General features: G+C 68.1%; 16 protein-coding genes. 9 read left to right on the top strand and 7 right to left on the bottom strand.

The genetic code is table 11. The features are described 5' to 3' along the window. Positions 1 to 58: 58 nt before the first annotated feature. A complete protein-coding gene (locus C0J29_RS27955) occupies positions 59 to 859 on the top strand; it encodes a hypothetical protein (protein WP_120795009.1) in 801 nt (266 codons plus the stop codon). Here the strand turns inward: C0J29_RS27955 and disA are convergent. From disA to C0J29_RS27940, 3 genes are read right to left on the bottom strand one after another with little or no spacing between them, the layout of a single operon-like run. Next, complete coding sequence (disA, locus tag C0J29_RS27950; RefSeq protein WP_120794221.1) at positions 856 to 1,932, bottom strand: DNA integrity scanning diadenylate cyclase DisA; 1,077 nt, start codon at positions 1,930 to 1,932, stop codon at positions 856 to 858. The two genes, C0J29_RS27955 and disA, sit on opposite strands and share 4 nt — an antisense overlap. A 30-nt stretch (positions 1,933 to 1,962) precedes the next feature. Further along, on the bottom strand, positions 1,963 to 3,381 hold the full coding sequence (gene radA / locus C0J29_RS27945; protein ID WP_120794220.1) for a DNA repair protein RadA: 1,419 nt from the start codon (positions 3,379 to 3,381) through the stop codon (positions 1,963 to 1,965). A gap of 56 nt (positions 3,382 to 3,437) precedes the next feature. Next, a complete protein-coding gene (locus C0J29_RS27940) occupies positions 3,438 to 4,010 on the bottom strand; it encodes a copper chaperone PCu(A)C domain-containing protein (RefSeq protein ID WP_065047432.1) in 573 nt (190 codons plus the stop codon). A gap of 299 nt (positions 4,011 to 4,309) precedes the next feature. On the opposite strand from C0J29_RS27940, the gene carD reads away from it, so the two are divergent. The 8 genes from carD (at position 4,310) to C0J29_RS27900 (ending at position 11,654) form a co-directional block, all read left to right on the top strand. Beyond that, positions 4,310 to 4,798: an RNA polymerase-binding transcription factor CarD gene (carD, locus tag C0J29_RS27935; RefSeq protein WP_065047434.1), complete on the top strand. Its 489-nt coding sequence runs from the start codon at positions 4,310 to 4,312 to the stop codon at positions 4,796 to 4,798. Further along, positions 4,795 to 5,496, top strand: a complete 702-nt coding sequence (ispD, locus tag C0J29_RS27930) for a 2-C-methyl-D-erythritol 4-phosphate cytidylyltransferase (protein WP_120794219.1) — start codon at positions 4,795 to 4,797, stop codon at positions 5,494 to 5,496. Before carD ends, ispD begins: the two co-directional genes overlap by 4 nt. Further along, on the top strand, positions 5,493 to 5,972 hold the full coding sequence (gene ispF, locus C0J29_RS27925; RefSeq protein WP_120794218.1) for a 2-C-methyl-D-erythritol 2,4-cyclodiphosphate synthase: 480 nt from the start codon (positions 5,493 to 5,495) through the stop codon (positions 5,970 to 5,972). The genes ispD and ispF overlap by 4 nt, the downstream gene beginning before the upstream one ends. Positions 5,973 to 6,020: 48 nt before the next feature. Continuing rightward, positions 6,021 to 7,427: a cysteine--tRNA ligase gene (gene cysS / locus C0J29_RS27920; protein ID WP_120794217.1), complete on the top strand. Its 1,407-nt coding sequence runs from the start codon at positions 6,021 to 6,023 to the stop codon at positions 7,425 to 7,427. Next, positions 7,428 to 8,357, top strand: coding sequence for a 23S rRNA (guanosine(2251)-2'-O)-methyltransferase RlmB (rlmB, locus tag C0J29_RS27915; protein WP_120794216.1), 930 nt, complete (start codon positions 7,428 to 7,430; stop codon positions 8,355 to 8,357). Positions 8,358 to 8,888: 531 nt separating this feature from the next. Then, entirely contained in the window at positions 8,889 to 9,188 is a 300-nt protein-coding gene (locus C0J29_RS27910) for a PE family protein (protein ID WP_065161591.1), read from the top strand. Between the two features lie 30 nt (positions 9,189 to 9,218). Next, positions 9,219 to 10,427 carry a PPE family protein gene (locus C0J29_RS27905; RefSeq protein ID WP_065047448.1) on the top strand — a complete coding sequence of 403 codons (1,209 nt, stop codon included), beginning with the start codon at positions 9,219 to 9,221 and terminating at the stop codon, positions 10,425 to 10,427. Between the two features lie 33 nt (positions 10,428 to 10,460). Further along, positions 10,461 to 11,654 carry a PPE family protein gene (locus C0J29_RS27900; protein ID WP_120794215.1) on the top strand — a complete coding sequence of 398 codons (1,194 nt, stop codon included), beginning with the start codon at positions 10,461 to 10,463 and terminating at the stop codon, positions 11,652 to 11,654. 99 nt (positions 11,655 to 11,753) lie between these two features. Here the strand turns inward: C0J29_RS27900 and C0J29_RS27895 are convergent, their stop codons facing one another. Genes C0J29_RS27895 through C0J29_RS27880 form a run of 4 tightly spaced genes read right to left on the bottom strand, consistent with a single transcriptional unit; the run spans position 11,754 to position 15,372 of the window. Next, the gene (locus tag C0J29_RS27895) at positions 11,754 to 12,995 is read right to left on the bottom strand and encodes an SLC13 family permease (protein ID WP_065161589.1); all 1,242 of its coding nucleotides are present in this window, start codon (positions 12,993 to 12,995) and stop codon (positions 11,754 to 11,756) included. Positions 12,996 to 12,998: 3 nt separating this feature from the next. Beyond that, positions 12,999 to 13,919 (bottom strand): MBL fold metallo-hydrolase, encoded by a 921-nt coding sequence (locus tag C0J29_RS27890; protein ID WP_120794214.1) that lies wholly within the window; start codon positions 13,917 to 13,919, stop codon positions 12,999 to 13,001. Next, positions 13,919 to 14,677 (bottom strand): LamB/YcsF family protein, encoded by a 759-nt coding sequence (locus C0J29_RS27885; protein ID WP_120794213.1) that lies wholly within the window; start codon positions 14,675 to 14,677, stop codon positions 13,919 to 13,921. The genes C0J29_RS27890 and C0J29_RS27885 overlap by 1 nt, the downstream gene beginning before the upstream one ends. 26 nt (positions 14,678 to 14,703) lie before the next feature. Next, a complete protein-coding gene (locus tag C0J29_RS27880; RefSeq protein WP_120795008.1) occupies positions 14,704 to 15,372 on the bottom strand; it encodes a sensor domain-containing protein in 669 nt (222 codons plus the stop codon). Positions 15,373 to 15,461: the final 89 nt, after the last annotated feature.

The following is a 15,461-nucleotide window of genomic DNA, read 5'->3' as shown; positions in this document are numbered from 1 at the left end:
CCGCGACACGCCGAGCCGGGTCAGGCAAAGATGCGTGACCTGGCCCTACCGTGGAAATGTGCTGGATCTGGAACCGCGTGGCCCGCTACCTACCGAGATCTACTGGCGGCGCAGGGGACTAGCCCTGGGCATCGCGGTTGTGGTGGTCGGGATTGCTGTCGCCATCGTCATCGCTTTCGTCAGTAGCAACGCCGGGGCCAAACCCGCTGACAAGCCCGCCTCCGCTCAGAGCCATCCGGGCTCCAATGCGCCGCAGGCGCCTGCGACGCAGCAGCCGGCCGGGCAGACCGAGGCTCCCGCGCCGGGCGCGACTCCCGGCGTGGTGAACCCGGAAGCGGCCACACCCACCGCCGCGGTGCAGCCGCCGCCGGTGCTCAAGGACGGCGACGACTGCCCCGACGCCACGCTGGCCGTCAAGGGGCTGACCAACTCACCCCAGTACTACATCGGCGACCAGCCGAAATTCACCATGGTGGTGACCAACATCGGCCTGGTTTCCTGCAAGCGCGACGTCGGCGCCGCGGTGCTGGCGGCCTACGTGTACTCGCTGGACAACAAGCGGCTGTGGTCCAACCTGGACTGCGCGCCGTCCAACGAGACGCTGGTCAAGACCTTCACTCCGGGCGAGCAGGTCACCACCGCGGTGACCTGGACGGGTATGGGTTCGGCGCCGAAGTGCCCGCTGCCACGGCCGGCGATCGGACCGGGCACCTACAACCTGGTCGTCCAGCTGGGCAACCTGCGCTCGCAGCCGCTGCCCTTCGTGCTGAACCAGCCGCCGCAGCCGCCCGGCCCGGCGCCCGCCCCGGGACCGGCCCTCGCGCCGCCGCCGGAGGCGCCGCCCGCGCAGGGTGGCTAGTGGTCGGTAAGCGTCGACTCGGCCAGCTGGGACAGGCCCTCGCGCACATGGCGGGCCCACATGGCGCCGATGCCGTCGACGGATTGCAGGTCGTTGGCGCTGGCCGCCAGTAGCCCCTGCAACGTGCCGAACGCGCGCACCAGCAGGTCGACATGGGCGAACTGCAGCCGGGGAATGCCGGCCATCGCGCGGTAGCCACGCGGGCTCAACGCCGAATCCTGCGCTTCGGCGGTAGTCGGGTACCCGAACACCTTGGCCAGGGAGGTGAAATCGAGCAGCTCGGTGTCGGACAGGCCGTCCAGGTCGTTCAGCGTGTCGACGATCTGCGCCTTGGACGGCGGCTCCGGATTGGCGTGATAATCGCGCACGACCAACTCCCGGGCTATGTCGTTGCCGCCCAGCAGCTCCTCCTGCTGAAGCCGCAGCTGCCGGCCGTCGGTACCCAGTTCGACGGCGTCGTAGTCGATCGCCAGGCCGATGCGGCGGACCAGCTCGAGGCGCTGCACCACCGTCATCACATCCCGCAGCGTGACGAAGTCTTCGATCTCGGCCCGCGACAGCTGGCGGCTGACCTCGTCGAGCCGGGTCTTGTAGCGCTCCAGCGTCGCGATGGCCTGATTCGCGCGCGACAGGATGGTTGCGGAGTCGGTCAGCACATGGCGTTCGCCGCCGACGTAGACGGTCACGATGTTCATCGAGTGACTGACCGAGATCACCGGGTAGCCGGTCTGAATGGCGGCGCGCTCGGCCGAGCGGTGCCGGGTGCCGGATTCGTCGGTAGGTATCGACGGGTCCGGCACCAACTGCACGTTGGCGCGGACGATCCGGCTGCCGTCCGTCGACAGCACCACCGCGCCGTCCATCTTCGACAGCTCGCGCAACCGGGTCGGCGCGTAGCGGACGTCGAGCGGAAAACCGCCGTCGCAGATGGCTTCCACGTTCTCGTCGTGGCCGAGCACGATCAGGGCACCGGTGCGGCCGCGCAGGATGCGTTCCAGGCCGTCGCGCAGCCCGGTGCCCGGAGCCAAACGGGCGACGGCCTCACGCAGGGTCGTACGTGTCACAGCCAGCATTCTGCTATGGCTGCCCGGGCGAGGGGAGCCCTACCGGGGGCTGTCGAGTGGATGCAACCCCACTTCGGCGGCGCTGCGGTGCTCGGCGATGCCGATCAGGTGCTGCAGGGCCTCGACGATGGTGGACGCGCTCAGGGCGCGCAGACCCGCCGGGATGGTCTTGCAACCCGGCGGGACCAGCGCGATGGTGAAGCCCTGGCGCGCGGCTTCGGCCAACCGCCGGTCCATGCCGTGCACCCGGCGCAGATCGCCGGCCAGACCGACCTCGCCGATCATCACGGCGGTGGTGGGCAACGCCAGGTTGGCGTAGGCCGAGGCCAGCGCGGTCGCCACCGCCAGATCCGATGAGGGGTCGGTCAACCGCATACCGCCCACGGTGGACAGGTAGATGTCGTTGACGGAAAGGCGCAGCTGCGCGTGCTTCTCCAGCACCGCGGTGATCATCGCGGCCCGGGAGTGGTCGATGCCGCTCACGGCCCGCCGCGGCGAGCCGCCGTTCGGGGTGGCCAGCAGCGCCTGCACCTCGCCGATCAACGGCCGCTTGCCGTCCAGGGTCACCGTGATCGCGGTCCCCGGGGCCGGATTGGGCCGCTGGTCGAGGAACAGGTTCGACGGATCGGCGACCCCTTCGATGCCGCTGTCGTGCAGGAGGAAACATCCCACCTCGTCAGCGGCGCCGAACCGGTTCTTGATGCCGCGGACCATCCGCAGCGCGCCGTTGCGGTCGCCTTCGAAATGCAACACCACGTCGACCAGGTGCTCGAGAGAGCGCGGGCCGGCGATGGCCCCGTCCTTGGTGACGTGCCCGACGAGGATCATCGCGACACCGTTGGCCTTGGCGGCCGCGGTCAGAGCGGCCGTGACGGCGCGCACCTGGGTGACGCCGCCGGCGACGCCGTCCGCCTCGGTGGTGGACATCGTCTGCACCGAGTCGACGATCACCAGCGCCGGTCGCACGGTGTCGATGTGCCCCAGCACCGTGTGCAGGTCAGATTCGGCGGCCAGATACACCTCGTCGAAGGCGGTGCCGCCGCAGCCGATCCGGTCGGCCCGCAGCCGCACCTGGCCGGCGGACTCTTCGCCGGAGATATACAGCGCGCGCCGTCCCCGCTGCGCCCAGCAGTGGGCGACCTCGAGCAGCAGCGTCGACTTGCCCACGCCGGGATCGCCCGCCAGCAGCGTCACCGAGCCGGGAACCACGCCGCCGCCCAGCACGCGGTCGAGTTCGTCCACCCCGGTGGATCGGTGTCTGCTCTTAGTCGCCTCGACCGCGCTGATCGGGACGGCCGGCGCACCGGACGGCACCGAGCGCTTGCCGTTGCCGACAGCGGCCAGTACGGCCACTTCCTCGACGGTCCCCCAGCTGCCACAGTCCAGGCAGCGCCCGACCCACTTGGCGCTTACGTGGCGGCATTCCGAGCACCGGTACTGCGATCGCGCATTGGCCACCCCGTGAAGGTAACGGGACGGGGTGACAGTTCCCGGGAGGAACGCCGACGGCCCGGTCAGGGGTGGGTTGCGCCCTCGTGCATCTGAGGCATGCCGGCCGAAATCGGCACCTGCACGCTGGCCTCGCCGGCCTTCTCGAACTTGAAGGTGAACTTGTAGGTCAGGCCGTTGGTGATCGGCTTGGACAGGTTGACGGTCGCCTTGGCCGCGCCGTTGCCCTCGGCGGGTCCCGGCGCCACAACCTGTCCCTCCGGCGTGCCGACGATCAGCATCTTGCCGGCCGGCAGCTTGGCGTCACCGGACACCGTCACGTTGCCGATGTCGCTGGTGATGCCGGTCAGCCGGTCGTTGACGTCAGGTGAGTTGTTGATCGCCACCAGCACCAGATCCACCGATTTGCCGGGCTGCAGGAAGTCGCCGGTCGGCTGGGCAGCCTGGATGCGGATGTCGCGCAGTGCGACGTTGTTGATGGTGACCCGGTTGCCGTTGACGGCGGGCTCCTGGGCGGCCGTCTGGGAGATCTGGCCGGTTCCACAACCACTGAGCGCGACCACGGCCAGCGCGACAGCGGCCAACCACGCGGCCAGCTTTGCCGGGCGGAACGGCAGGCGGATGTTCGAGTGGTTCACGCAATGCCTCCTGGGTCGGCCCCGTCGCATTTCAGGCGCAATTCAACTATGCAGAGTAGTAGCACGGTACCGCTGACGGTAGCGGCGGGATGCCCGGTGTCGACCCGCTGACCGTTCGGGTGGCCTCGTCCGGGCCCGTGCGGACGCGCCCGCAGGTGCGCCTCGGGGCGGCCCCACTGCACGTCAAAGGCCGCCTGTCAACCCCTAAATTGCGTGCAGCGTGCCCCTGACCTGCACCGTTGATCTACACACTGTTAGGCGGCGTGTTAGAATGAACTAACGAAAGGGGCTCGAATCATATGATCTTCAAGGTCGGTGACACCGTCGTCTACCCACACCACGGTGCTGCGTTAGTCGAGGCGATCGAAACTCGGACCATCAAAGGGGAACCAAAAGAGTATCTCGTCTTGAAAGTTGCGCAGGGTGACCTGACCGTTCGAGTACCCGCCGACAACGCCGAATACGTCGGCGTCCGCGACGTCGTGGGCCAGGAAGGCCTGGACAAGGTTTTCCAGGTGCTGCGCGCTCCGCACACCGAAGAGCCCACCAACTGGTCGCGTCGTTACAAGGCCAACCTGGAGAAGCTCGCCTCCGGCGACGTGAACAAGGTGGCCGAGGTCGTGCGTGACCTGTGGCGTCGTGACCAGGAGCGCGGCCTGTCCGCCGGCGAAAAGCGGATGCTGGCCAAGGCCCGGCAGATTCTGGTCGGCGAGTTGGCGCTGGCCGAGAGCACCGACGAGGCCAAGGCCGACATCATCCTGGACGAGGTCCTGGCCGCCGCCTCCTGAACGGAAATGTAGTCGCGGTCGTACCGGCCGCGGGGTCTGGGCGCCGGCTGGCTGCGGGCGTACCCAAGGCGTTTTATCAACTCGAAGGACAGTCGCTGGTCGAGCGGGCCGTTGAAGGTCTGCGTGCCTCTGGCGTGGTCGACACCGTCGTGGTTGCGGTCCCTCCGGATCGCACCGACGAGGCCAAACTGATCCTGGGGCATCTCGCCACCATCGTGGCCGGCGGAGCCAGCCGCACCGATTCCGTGCGGCTGGCTTTGGCGGCTCTGATGGACCCAGGGGCCGACTCAAGGGACGCCTCGGGGCCAGAGTTCGTGCTGGTGCACGACGCGGCCCGGGCGCTGACGCCACCGTCGCTGATCGTGCGCGTGGTGGACGCGCTGCGGGACGGCCACGGCGCGGTGGTGCCGGGTTTGCGGCTCTCCGACACCGTCAAGGCCGTCGACGCCAACGGAGTGGTCCTGGGCACGCCCGATCGCGCGGGCCTGCGCGCGGTGCAGACACCGCAGGGATTCGCCACCGACGTGCTGCTGCGTGCCTTCCAGCAAGCATCCGCGGATGCCGGCGATTTCACCGATGACGCATCCCTCGTCGAGCACATGGGTGGGCAGGTGCAGGTGGTCGACGGCGACCCGCTCGCCTTCAAGATCACCACTCAGCTCGACCTGATGCTGGCCAAGGCTATAGTGCGCCAGTGATGCAGATGCCGCGCGTCGGTATGGGCGTGGACGTGCACCCGATCGAACCCGGGCGGCCCTGTTGGCTGGTGGGTCTGCTGTTCCCCAGCGCGGACGGCTGCTCGGGGCACTCCGACGGCGACGTCGGCATCCATGCGCTGTGCGACGCAGTGCTTTCCGCCGCCGGCCTGGGCGACATCGGCGGCGTGTTCGGTGTCGACGACCCGCGCTGGAAGGGCGTCAGCGGTGCCGAGATGCTGCGCCACGCCGTCGAACTGCTCACCGAGAACGGCTTCATGGTCGGCAACGCGGCAGTGCAGGTGATCGGTAACCGGCCGAAGATCAGCTGGCGCCGCTACGAGGCCCAGGCGGTGCTCTCCCGGCTGCTCAACGCACCGGTGTCGGTGGCCGCCACCACCACCGACGGGCTCGGCCTCACCGGCCGCGGCGAAGGCCTGGCCGCGATCGCGACGGCGCTGGTCATTCCGCTCCGATAAACACCGGCCGCCGGGAGGCTGCGGGCGCAGGCAGTAAGCTGGCACGTCGTGACCGATCGTGCCCAATTGCGGCTTCATGACACGGCGACGGGAGCCGTGCGTGATTTCGTGCCGCTGCGCGCCGGGCACGTCTCCATCTACCAGTGCGGCGCCACCCCGCAGGGACTGCCGCACATCGGCCATGTCCGCAGCGGCGTGGCCTTCGACATCCTGCGGCGCTGGCTGACGGCCCGCGGGTACGACGTGGCGTTCATCCGCAACATCACGGACATCGACGACAAGATCCTGAACAAAGCCGCCGCGGCCGGGCGGCCCTGGTGGGAATGGGCCGCCACCCACGAGCGGGCGTTCACCGCGGCGTACGACGCACTCGACGTCCTGCCGCCATCGGCAGAGCCGCGGGCCACCGGGCACATCACCCAGATGGTCGAATTAATGGAACGGCTGATTGAAACGGGTCACGCCTACCCGGCGAAGGGTGACGTGTACTTCGACGTGCTCAGCTACCCGGACTACGGCCAGCTGTCCGGTCACCGGATCGACGATGTGCATCAGGGCGAGGGTGTGGCCACCGGCAAGCGCGACCAGCGCGACTTCACCCTGTGGAAGGGCGAAAAGCCCGGCGAGCCGTCGTGGCCGTCGCCCTGGGGACGCGGGCGACCCGGCTGGCACATCGAATGTTCGGCGATGGCCCGCACCTACCTGGGCCCGGAATTCGACATCCATTGCGGCGGAATGGATCTGATCTTTCCGCACCATGAGAACGAGATCGCCCAGAGCCGGGCGGCCGGGGACGGGTTCGCCCGCTTCTGGCTGCACAACGGCTGGGTGACCATGGGCGGCGAGAAGATGAGCAAGTCGCTGGGCAACGTGGTGTCCATCCCGTCGATGCTGCAGCGGGTGCGGCCCGCCGAGCTGCGTTACTACCTCGGCAGTGCCCACTACCGGTCGATGCTCGAGTACACCGAGACCGCGCTGCAGGATGCGGTCAAAGCGTATGTGGGCGTGGAGGAATTCCTGCACCGCGTGCGCAGCCGGGTGGGTGCCGTCTGTCCCGGTGAGTGGACCCCCCGATTCGCCGCCGCGCTCGACGACGACCTCGCGGTCCCGATGGCGCTGGCCGAGATTCACCACACGCGCGCCGACGGCAACCGCGCCCTGGACGCCGGCGACCACGACGGTGCCTTGCAGAGCGCGTCCGCCATCCGCGCCATGATGGGGATCCTGGGTTGCGACCCGCTCGACGAGCGCTGGGAGACCCGCGACGAGACGTCAGCCGCTCTCGCGGCGGTCGACGTGCTGGTCCAAGCCGAACTGGGGAATCGGAAGAAGGCACGCGAGGAGCGCAACTGGGCGCTGGCCGACGAGATCCGCGACCGGCTCAAACAGGCCGGCATCGAGGTCACCGATACCGCCGACGGGCCACAGTGGACGCTGGGCGGTGACGGCAAGTAGATGGCCGGTAACTCACAGCGCCGGGGCGCGATCCGCAAGGCCGGCTCCAAGAAGGGGCCGACCGTCGGCTCCGGTGGCCAGCGCCGTCGCGGCCTGGAAGGCCGTGGCCCGACACCGCCGGCGCACATGCGCCCCAATCACCCGGCGGCCAGACGGGCTAAACCTCAACAGCAGCGGTCGACCAAGCCGGTGGACGAGGCCGAGACGGTGCTCGGCCGCAACCCGGTGGTGGAATGCCTGCGCGCCGGGGTTCCGGCGACCGCGCTCTACGTCGCGCTCGGTGTCGAGGCTGACGAGCGGGTGACCGAGTCCGTGGCACGCGCCGCCGACAAGGGGATCGCGATTCTCGAGGTGCCCCGCAGCGATCTCGACCGGATGACGGCCAACCACCTGCATCAGGGCATCGCGTTGCAGGTTCCGCCCTATGAGTACGCCCATCCCGACGACCTGGTTGCCAGCGCCCTGGAGAATCCGCCGGCGTTGCTGGTCGCCTTGGACAATATTTCTGACCCGCGCAACCTCGGGGCGATCGTGCGGTCGGTGGCTGCGCTGGGCGGGCACGGCGTGGTGATACCGCAACGGCGATCAGCCTCGGTGACGGCGGTCGCGTGGCGCACCAGCGCCGGGGCAGCTGCCCGGATCCCGGTAGCGAGGGCCACCAATCTGACTCGGACACTGAAGGATTGGGCCGATCGCGGCTTACGGGTGGTCGGACTGGACGCGGGTGGCGGCACAGTGCTGGACGACCTGGACGGCACCGACCCGATGGTCGTCGTCGTGGGCTCGGAAGGCAAAGGCCTGTCCCGCTTGGTGCGGCAGAACTGCGACGAGGTGGTCTCCATCCCGATGGCCGGGCAGGCCGAGTCGCTTAATGCGGCGGTGGCGGCGGGAGTGGTGCTCGCCGAAATCGCGCGGCAGCGCAGGAGCTGAGCGGCGCTACCGCGCGCCTCTGTGTCTGAGACCGGCCGTCCCGGCCGTCAAAACCAGGGACCTGCCTGGTTCGGAATCGGGGGACATTCGTGGCAGTCCGTCGTCCTGGGCCCCGCACAAGTCCCAACCGATGACGCCGATTCTGTGAGAACTCACAGGAATCGTTTCGGCATAGTGAACTCAAAGATTTTCACCGGTAGTCCCGGCACCCCGTCAGACCGCTGTGTCAGCCCTATTTCCGCAGGTCGTGATTTAAATTCCGCCCAGTTGTTTAACGCATGCTGAACAAAAGTTTGCAAGGGGTGAATTGTTGGCGTTATCCGTTTCTGTGTCTTCTCTTTGGATCTACTGTCTTTCGCATGGGGTGGCCCAAAAACGATGGACCAGAGACAGCTAGCGGTGTATTATCGCGCGCTTTCCGGTGTCAACTTGAGCGCTAGCCGGTAGCCGCCGTCACCGTCCGACGGCACTACACGGACAACCCATCTGGGTGTTGAGCCCCAATCCCACACAACCGCCGGAGGAACTCTCATGTCTTTTGTACGCACACTGCCCGAGCACTTGACGGCCGCCGCAAGCACCCTGCAGTCCCTGGGTGCGGCGATGAACGTGGGCAGCGCAGCCGCTGCCGGACCCATCACCGGGGTGATTCCCGCGGCCATCGACGAGGTGTCGATCCTTACTGCCGCCCAGTTCGCCACGCACGGCCAGCGGTTCCAGGAACTGAGCGCGCAGGCGTCCAGGATCCAGGCGATGATCGCGGCCAACCTGGCCACTAACGGGGCAAGCTACGCCGAGACCGAGGCGGCCAACGCCGCGTTGGCCCACTGAGCGGCCTGAGGCGATAGAGGAGTCATAACAATGGTGGACTACGGAATGCTGCCGCCCGAGATCAACTCAGCGCGGATCTACGCCGGGCCCGGGGCGGCTTCGCTGGTGAGCGCGGCGGTCGCGTGGAACAACGTGGCCGCAGACTTTGCGGCCGCGGCCTCGGGGCACCGCTCGGTGATCGAAACCCTGACGAGCGGGCCGTGGCTAGGTCCGGCCTCGGCAAAGCTGGTTTCGGCTGTCTCACCCTTCATCGCCTGGCTGAGCAGCAGCTCGGAACAGGCCACTGAGACCGCGTCGCAGGCGGCCGCCGCAGCGGCTGCCTACGAGAGGGCGTTCGCAGGCAGCGTCCCGCCGCCGCTGATCACGGCCAACCGCGCCATGCTGCAGCAGTTGGTGGCCACGAATCTCCTCGGCCAGAACAGTTCGGCGATCTCGATGCTGGAGGCCCAGTACGGCGAGTTCTGGGCGCAAGATTCGGGAGCCATGTACAACTACGCGGGCAGTGCGGCAGCGGCAACTCAGTTGTCCCCGCTGGCGGCACCGGCCGATGCGGTGGACCCGATGGGGGTCTACGACCAAGCCTGGTCGGCGGTCAAGAACTTGGGTTCGGGCGTGCAGAAGCCGATCAACGACCTGACCGCGTCGATCAACCCGAGGGTCAGCGATGTGGTGAAGACCCTGTCCACGCCGCTCAACGGCCAGGGCCCGGCGATCGACGCCTGGATCGCGGCCAACACCCCGCTCGACGACATCGTGCCGCTCTACAGCAAGTACATCTCGCCCTACATCAACTCAGTCGCGGCTCTAACCCAGTCGACGCAGACGATCGGGCAGAACACCAGCGGTTTCACGGGCCTCGCCGGCATTGCGAACACGCTGAACAAGGATGCCGCGGCTGCCGCGAAGGCGGCCGCCTCGGCGGCTGCGCCTGCGGCGGCAGCGGCTGCGTCCGGGGCTGGGCAGGCCGCGAGCAACCTGGGCGCTGGTCTCGGTGGCGTAGCCGGCAGCCTGGGCAAAGCCCTGCCTATCGGGGGCCTGTCGGTGCCGGCGAACTGGGTGCCATGGCACGCCACCACCAATCCGGGCATCGCCAGCGCAATTCCGGCGGCGGCCGAAACCGGCAACAGCTTTCCGATGGCGCCACCGATGGGGTCTTTCGTCAACGGGGGTTATGGGCGCAACTTGCCGCAATACGGCTTCAAGCCCTCGGTCATGGCAAAGCCGCCGGCCGCCGGCTGACCGGCCCGATCACCGCAACGGGGATAACACGCGATGGTCGACTACGGGGTTTTGCCGCCCGAGATCAACTCTGGGCGTATTTACGCTGGTCCGGGGGCCGGTCCCTTATTGGCTGCGGCAGCGGCATGGAGTGGCCTGGCCGGCGACTTCGAGGCCGCCGCGGCGGGACATCGGTCCGTGATCACCGAGCTCACCAACGGTCCGTGGCTGGGGCCCGCGTCGGAGTCTCTGCTGTCGGCGGTGACGCCGTTCATCGCCTGGTTGGACAGCGGTGCTCAGGAAGCCGGACAGGCCGCCAGCCAGGCGTTCGCGGCCGCGGCGGCCTTCGACACGGCGTTCATGGCGTCGATTCCGCCGCCGGTGATCGCGGCCAACCGCGCGCTGCTGGCAGCGCTGGTCGCGACCAACTTTCTTGGGATCAACACTCCGGCGATCGCGGCCACCGAGGCTCTTTACATGGAGTTCTGGGCTCAGGACGCGGCAGCGATGTACAACTACGCCGGCAGCTCGGCGGCGGCAACTCAGCTGAATGAGTTGCCCCAGCCCGCCGATGCGACGGATCCGCTGAATGTGGTCGACCAGGCCATCGGAGCGTTCAAGGGTGCCGGCCAAGCTGTTCAGGCCCAACTGAACAGCATCGGATCACAGGTGATGCCACGCATCGGCGACGTGCTGCACACGCTCTCTTCTCCGCTGAATGGTCAGTTCAACGCGATCGACCAGTGGATTGTCGCTAACACGCCGTTGGACGACCTGGTACCGCTCTACAGCAAGTACATCTCGCCCTACCTGAACTCGGTGGCGTACGAGCTGCAAAGCACGCTATTCCTTGGCGACGAAATGGCCGGCTTCGCCAAGCTCGGCACTTTTGCCAATGATGTAGCTCCGGTGTTCCCGAAGGTCGAGGCGGCCGCGGAGGGCGCGGCCGCGGCGTTGCCCAAGTTGTCGAGCAGCGTCGGTGGAGTGGCGGGGGGGCTGGGTAACTCGGTTCCGATCGGGAAGTTGTCGGTGCCCGTGAGTTGGACCTCGGCGACCGCCCCGGCCGGCCAGGGAGTGACGGCGATTGGCAACGCCACCTCGATTTCGGCAGCGGCAGAAGGGGCCGTCGGCAGCAATATGCCGGTGGCACCGCCGTTCGGGCAGTTCGTCAATGCCGGCAACGGCCGCCGGACGCCCGCGTACGGGCACCGGCTGACGTTCATGACGAGGCCGCCGGCGGCCGGGTAGTACGGCCAGCAGACGCAAAATCGCATGAGAAGCTGCGCATTCATGCGATTTTGCGTCTGCTCGCGCCCGAAGGCCTAGGCGCCCGAAAGCGGGTCCCGGCTAGACGCCGAAGACCTGGACGCTCGCCCACAGCGCGAGCACCGCCACCACTAGCGCGGCAGGCACGGTGCACAAGCCGAGCCGGGTGTATTCGCCGGCTCCGGCCTGCACCTGGTACTGGCGCAGTACCCGTCGCCACAACAGGTTGGACAGGGAACCGACGTAGGTGAGGTTGGGGCCGATGTTGACCCCGATCAGCACCGCCAGCACGGCCGCGGGTCCGCTGGCCGCGACCAGCGGCACCAGCACCAGCGTGGCGGGCAGGTTGTTGACGACGTTGGCCAGCACGGCGGCCAGCGCCGCGATGCCCAGCAGCGCGGCCAAACCGGATCCCTGCGGCACCAGCGCCGACATCTTGGCGGTCATCCCGTTGAGCATGACGGCTTGCACGACGATGCCCAGCGCGAGGACGAACACCAGGAACGGGATGTTCACGGATGCGACGATCTCGCCGACCGTGGTGCGGCGGTGCCGCAGGCTGCGCACCGCGAGTACCGAAGCACCGGCCAGCGCTGCCCAGGCCGGTGCGATGTCCAACCACTCGGCGACGGCGAATCCCGCGAGCGTCAGCACCACCACGGCAAGGACGAAGACCGGCGGTCGCGGCGGGGGCGTGGAATGTTCGGGATCGGGCTGAGTGCGCAGATCCCGGGCGAAGAAGAGGCGGAAGACCAGGTAGACGGTGGCGATGGCGCTGAGCCAGGGCAGCGCCATCAGCAGGGTGAACTTGGTGAAGGAAATGTTGGCGCCGCGGTAGACGAGCAGGTTCGTCAGGTTCGACACCGGGAGCAACAGCGACGCGGTGTTCGCCAGGTGAGCGGTGGCATACGCGTACGGCGGCGCCGGGGTCCGCAGCTGGCGCACGGTGGCCAGCACCACCGGGGTCAACAGCACCACGGTGGCATCGAGGCTGAGCACCGCGGTGATGGTGGCGGAGATGACGAACACCTGGCGAAGTAATCCGTGGGACCCGGAGCTGGCCCGCGCCATTGCCGCGCCGGCGGCCTCGAACAGGCCCTCGTCGTCACACAGTTTGGCCAGCATCAGCACGGCGCCCAGAAAGGCGACAACCCGGGCCAGTCCGGACACCTCGGCCCAGGCCTGATGCGGCGAGATCGCGCCGACGGCGATCAGCACGGCCGCCGCCGGGACCGCCGCCGCGGCCTCCGGCCAGCCCCTGGGGCGTGCAACCGCGAAGCCGAGGACGACCGCCAGCAACACCAGCGAAAGGATCAGCAGCAACGTCTATGCCCAGGGGTCTTCGCGCCGAAAGACCGTGGGCAGCTGCAGGTCCACCCCGTCCCGCGTGGCCAGCTCGTCCAGCATCTGCATCGAGACGTTCAAGTCGTCGCCCGCAAAAGGCAAGGCCCGCAACGGCTCTGTCAGCGGACGAAAGAAGTCGTCCCAGTGGATGCCGACGACGCGGCGCGCGCCCACGGCCCGCACCGTCTGATCCCAGTATTCGGTGATGTAGGACCGCGGCTGCAGACCGAGTTGCCCGACACTGAGATAAGCGACATCGGCACTCATGCCGTCCAGGGCACCCGGGACATAACCGGCGCTGCCCTGAATGAGCACCCGCCGGCCCGACGGCCGGTGCTGGATCAGCGCCGACCATGACTCGCCGCAGCGGTAGGCCGACGCCTTCACCGGCGGTCGCACCGGAGCGCTGATCACGCCGGGGAACCGGTCGGGCGGGCAATGGTGCGACTCGATCAGCGTTACGTCGTAGGCGCCCAACGTCATTGGCACACCGGACACCGCGACGACGATCCGCTCGGCCGGGAGACCATATCCGCGACCCAGGTTGGCCGCCGATTCACCGCCGACCAGCCTGGCCCCGGTGCGGTCGGCCACCAGGGCGGAGTCCAGCGCGTGGTCGATATGGGTGTGCACGGGAATGACCGCGGCCAGCCGCGATACCTTCGCCCGCGCCAGGCATCCGTCGACGCGGGCCGGTGACGGCGCCACCTTCCCGGCCGCCACCGCCGCCAGACCGGGGCGGGAGAAATAGCCGTCGGTCATCAAGGCCGAGGTGCCGTCGTCGACCAGTAGCGTGGCAACCCCCATCCAGGTCACCCACAGCGGTGAATCTTGTTCTGCCGATGGCACATTGAATCGGTGGGCATGCTGGGCAAGGTCGGGACGCCCGAGTTTGAGTCGCATCAGCAGAATGATCCGATCTCGACCCCGGCGGTGCGGAGCTGCTCGTGCACCGCCGCCGCAATCTGCACGGCGCCGGGCGAATCGCCATGTACGCAAACCGATTCCGCCGCCACCCGCAACACCGTCCCGTCGGTCGCGGTCACCTCGCCCGCATTGACCATGTTCACCACCCGGTGCGCGATGACCGTCGGGTCATCAAGCACCGCACCGGGTTCCCGGCGGGGGACCAGTGTGCCGTTCGGTTGGTAGGCGCGGTCGGCGAACACCTCGGCGACCGTGCGCAAGCCGCGGCGGTCGGCTTCGTCGAAGAACGCCGAACCCGCCATGCCCAGCACCGGCAACGAAGCATCCACCGTCGCAACCGCTTCGGCGACCGCAGCCGCCTGGTCGCGATGCGAGACTATCGAGTTGTACAGCGCCCCATGGGGTTTGACGTAGGCTACCGCCGAGCCGGCGGCCTGCGCGATGGCCTGCAGGGCGCCGATCTGGAAGACCACGTCGGCCAGCAGGTCCTCGGCGGAGACGTCGATGAATCGCCGGCCGAACCCGGCCAGGTCGTGGTAGCTCACCTGTGCGCCGATCCGCACCCCGCGCTCGGCGGCCGACCGGCACACCCGCAGCAGCCCGGCCGGGTCGCCGGCATGAAAACCGCACGCCACATTGGCGCTGCTGACGATCCCGAGCATGGCGTCGTCGTCGCCCAGTTGCCAGACACCGAATCCTTCGCCCAGGTCGGCGTTGAGGTCAATGCGGGCCACCTCGCCAGCTTAGAAGGCCGGACCGCTTACAGCTTGGCGACCTTGGTGGCGATCTGGTTGGCGATGTCGGTCGCGGAGGGACCACTGACGGTGTACGCGCAGGTGACGACGTCGATGGCGAGGTTGTTGCGGACGGTCAGGGCGCGCTGGCAGCTCCAGCCGTCCCCGCCCTCCTGGACCTGCGAGCTGGTCAGCATGCCGTTGTCGCTGGTCACATCACCCACCGACCAGACGGTGGCCGGTTGGTTGGGGCTGGTGTCGTTGAACCGGCGGTTGGCGCACGACTTCCAGCTCTGCACCGAGGAGTTGTAGAAGTTGCTGGCGTCCTGGGCATTCGGGAAGGCGACCACGGCCTGGATCGCGTAGTGCTTACGCTTCTTGGAGTCGTCGATGCTGTCGTCGAGACGCTGCCCCCGCATCGACGTCCACCCGGTGCCCTCGTAGACCTTGCCCTGCGCCGCGCCGTCGACGGCCAGGCAGTTCTTGTCGTCGACGTTCTTGCTCCAGTCCCACATCACCTTGGCCTGGAACCAGACCTTCATCGACGTGGCGCCGAGCGCGCTGTTGATCTGGCTGGCGTCCAGCATCAGGTCGTCAAGCGCGCTCACCGGTATCGGCGTCTGGTTGGCCAAGCCGGCCTTCTCCCCGGCGACAGCGCTGCCGTCGACGACGTCGGTGCAACCGGCCAGCAGCATGCACGCACCGGCCAGCACCGCGATCTGCAAGCGCACTGGTTTCCCCCCAATCCCGCGCCCCTGTTCGCGAGCGTTCGACCAGCTTAAAT

Source organism: Mycobacterium paragordonae (assembly GCF_003614435.1).
In the GTDB taxonomy this organism is placed as follows: Bacteria; Actinomycetota; Actinomycetes; order Mycobacteriales; family Mycobacteriaceae; genus Mycobacterium; species Mycobacterium paragordonae.
Note: the sequence above shows the minus strand (reverse complement) of the source record. Positions and strands in the feature narration are given on the sequence as shown.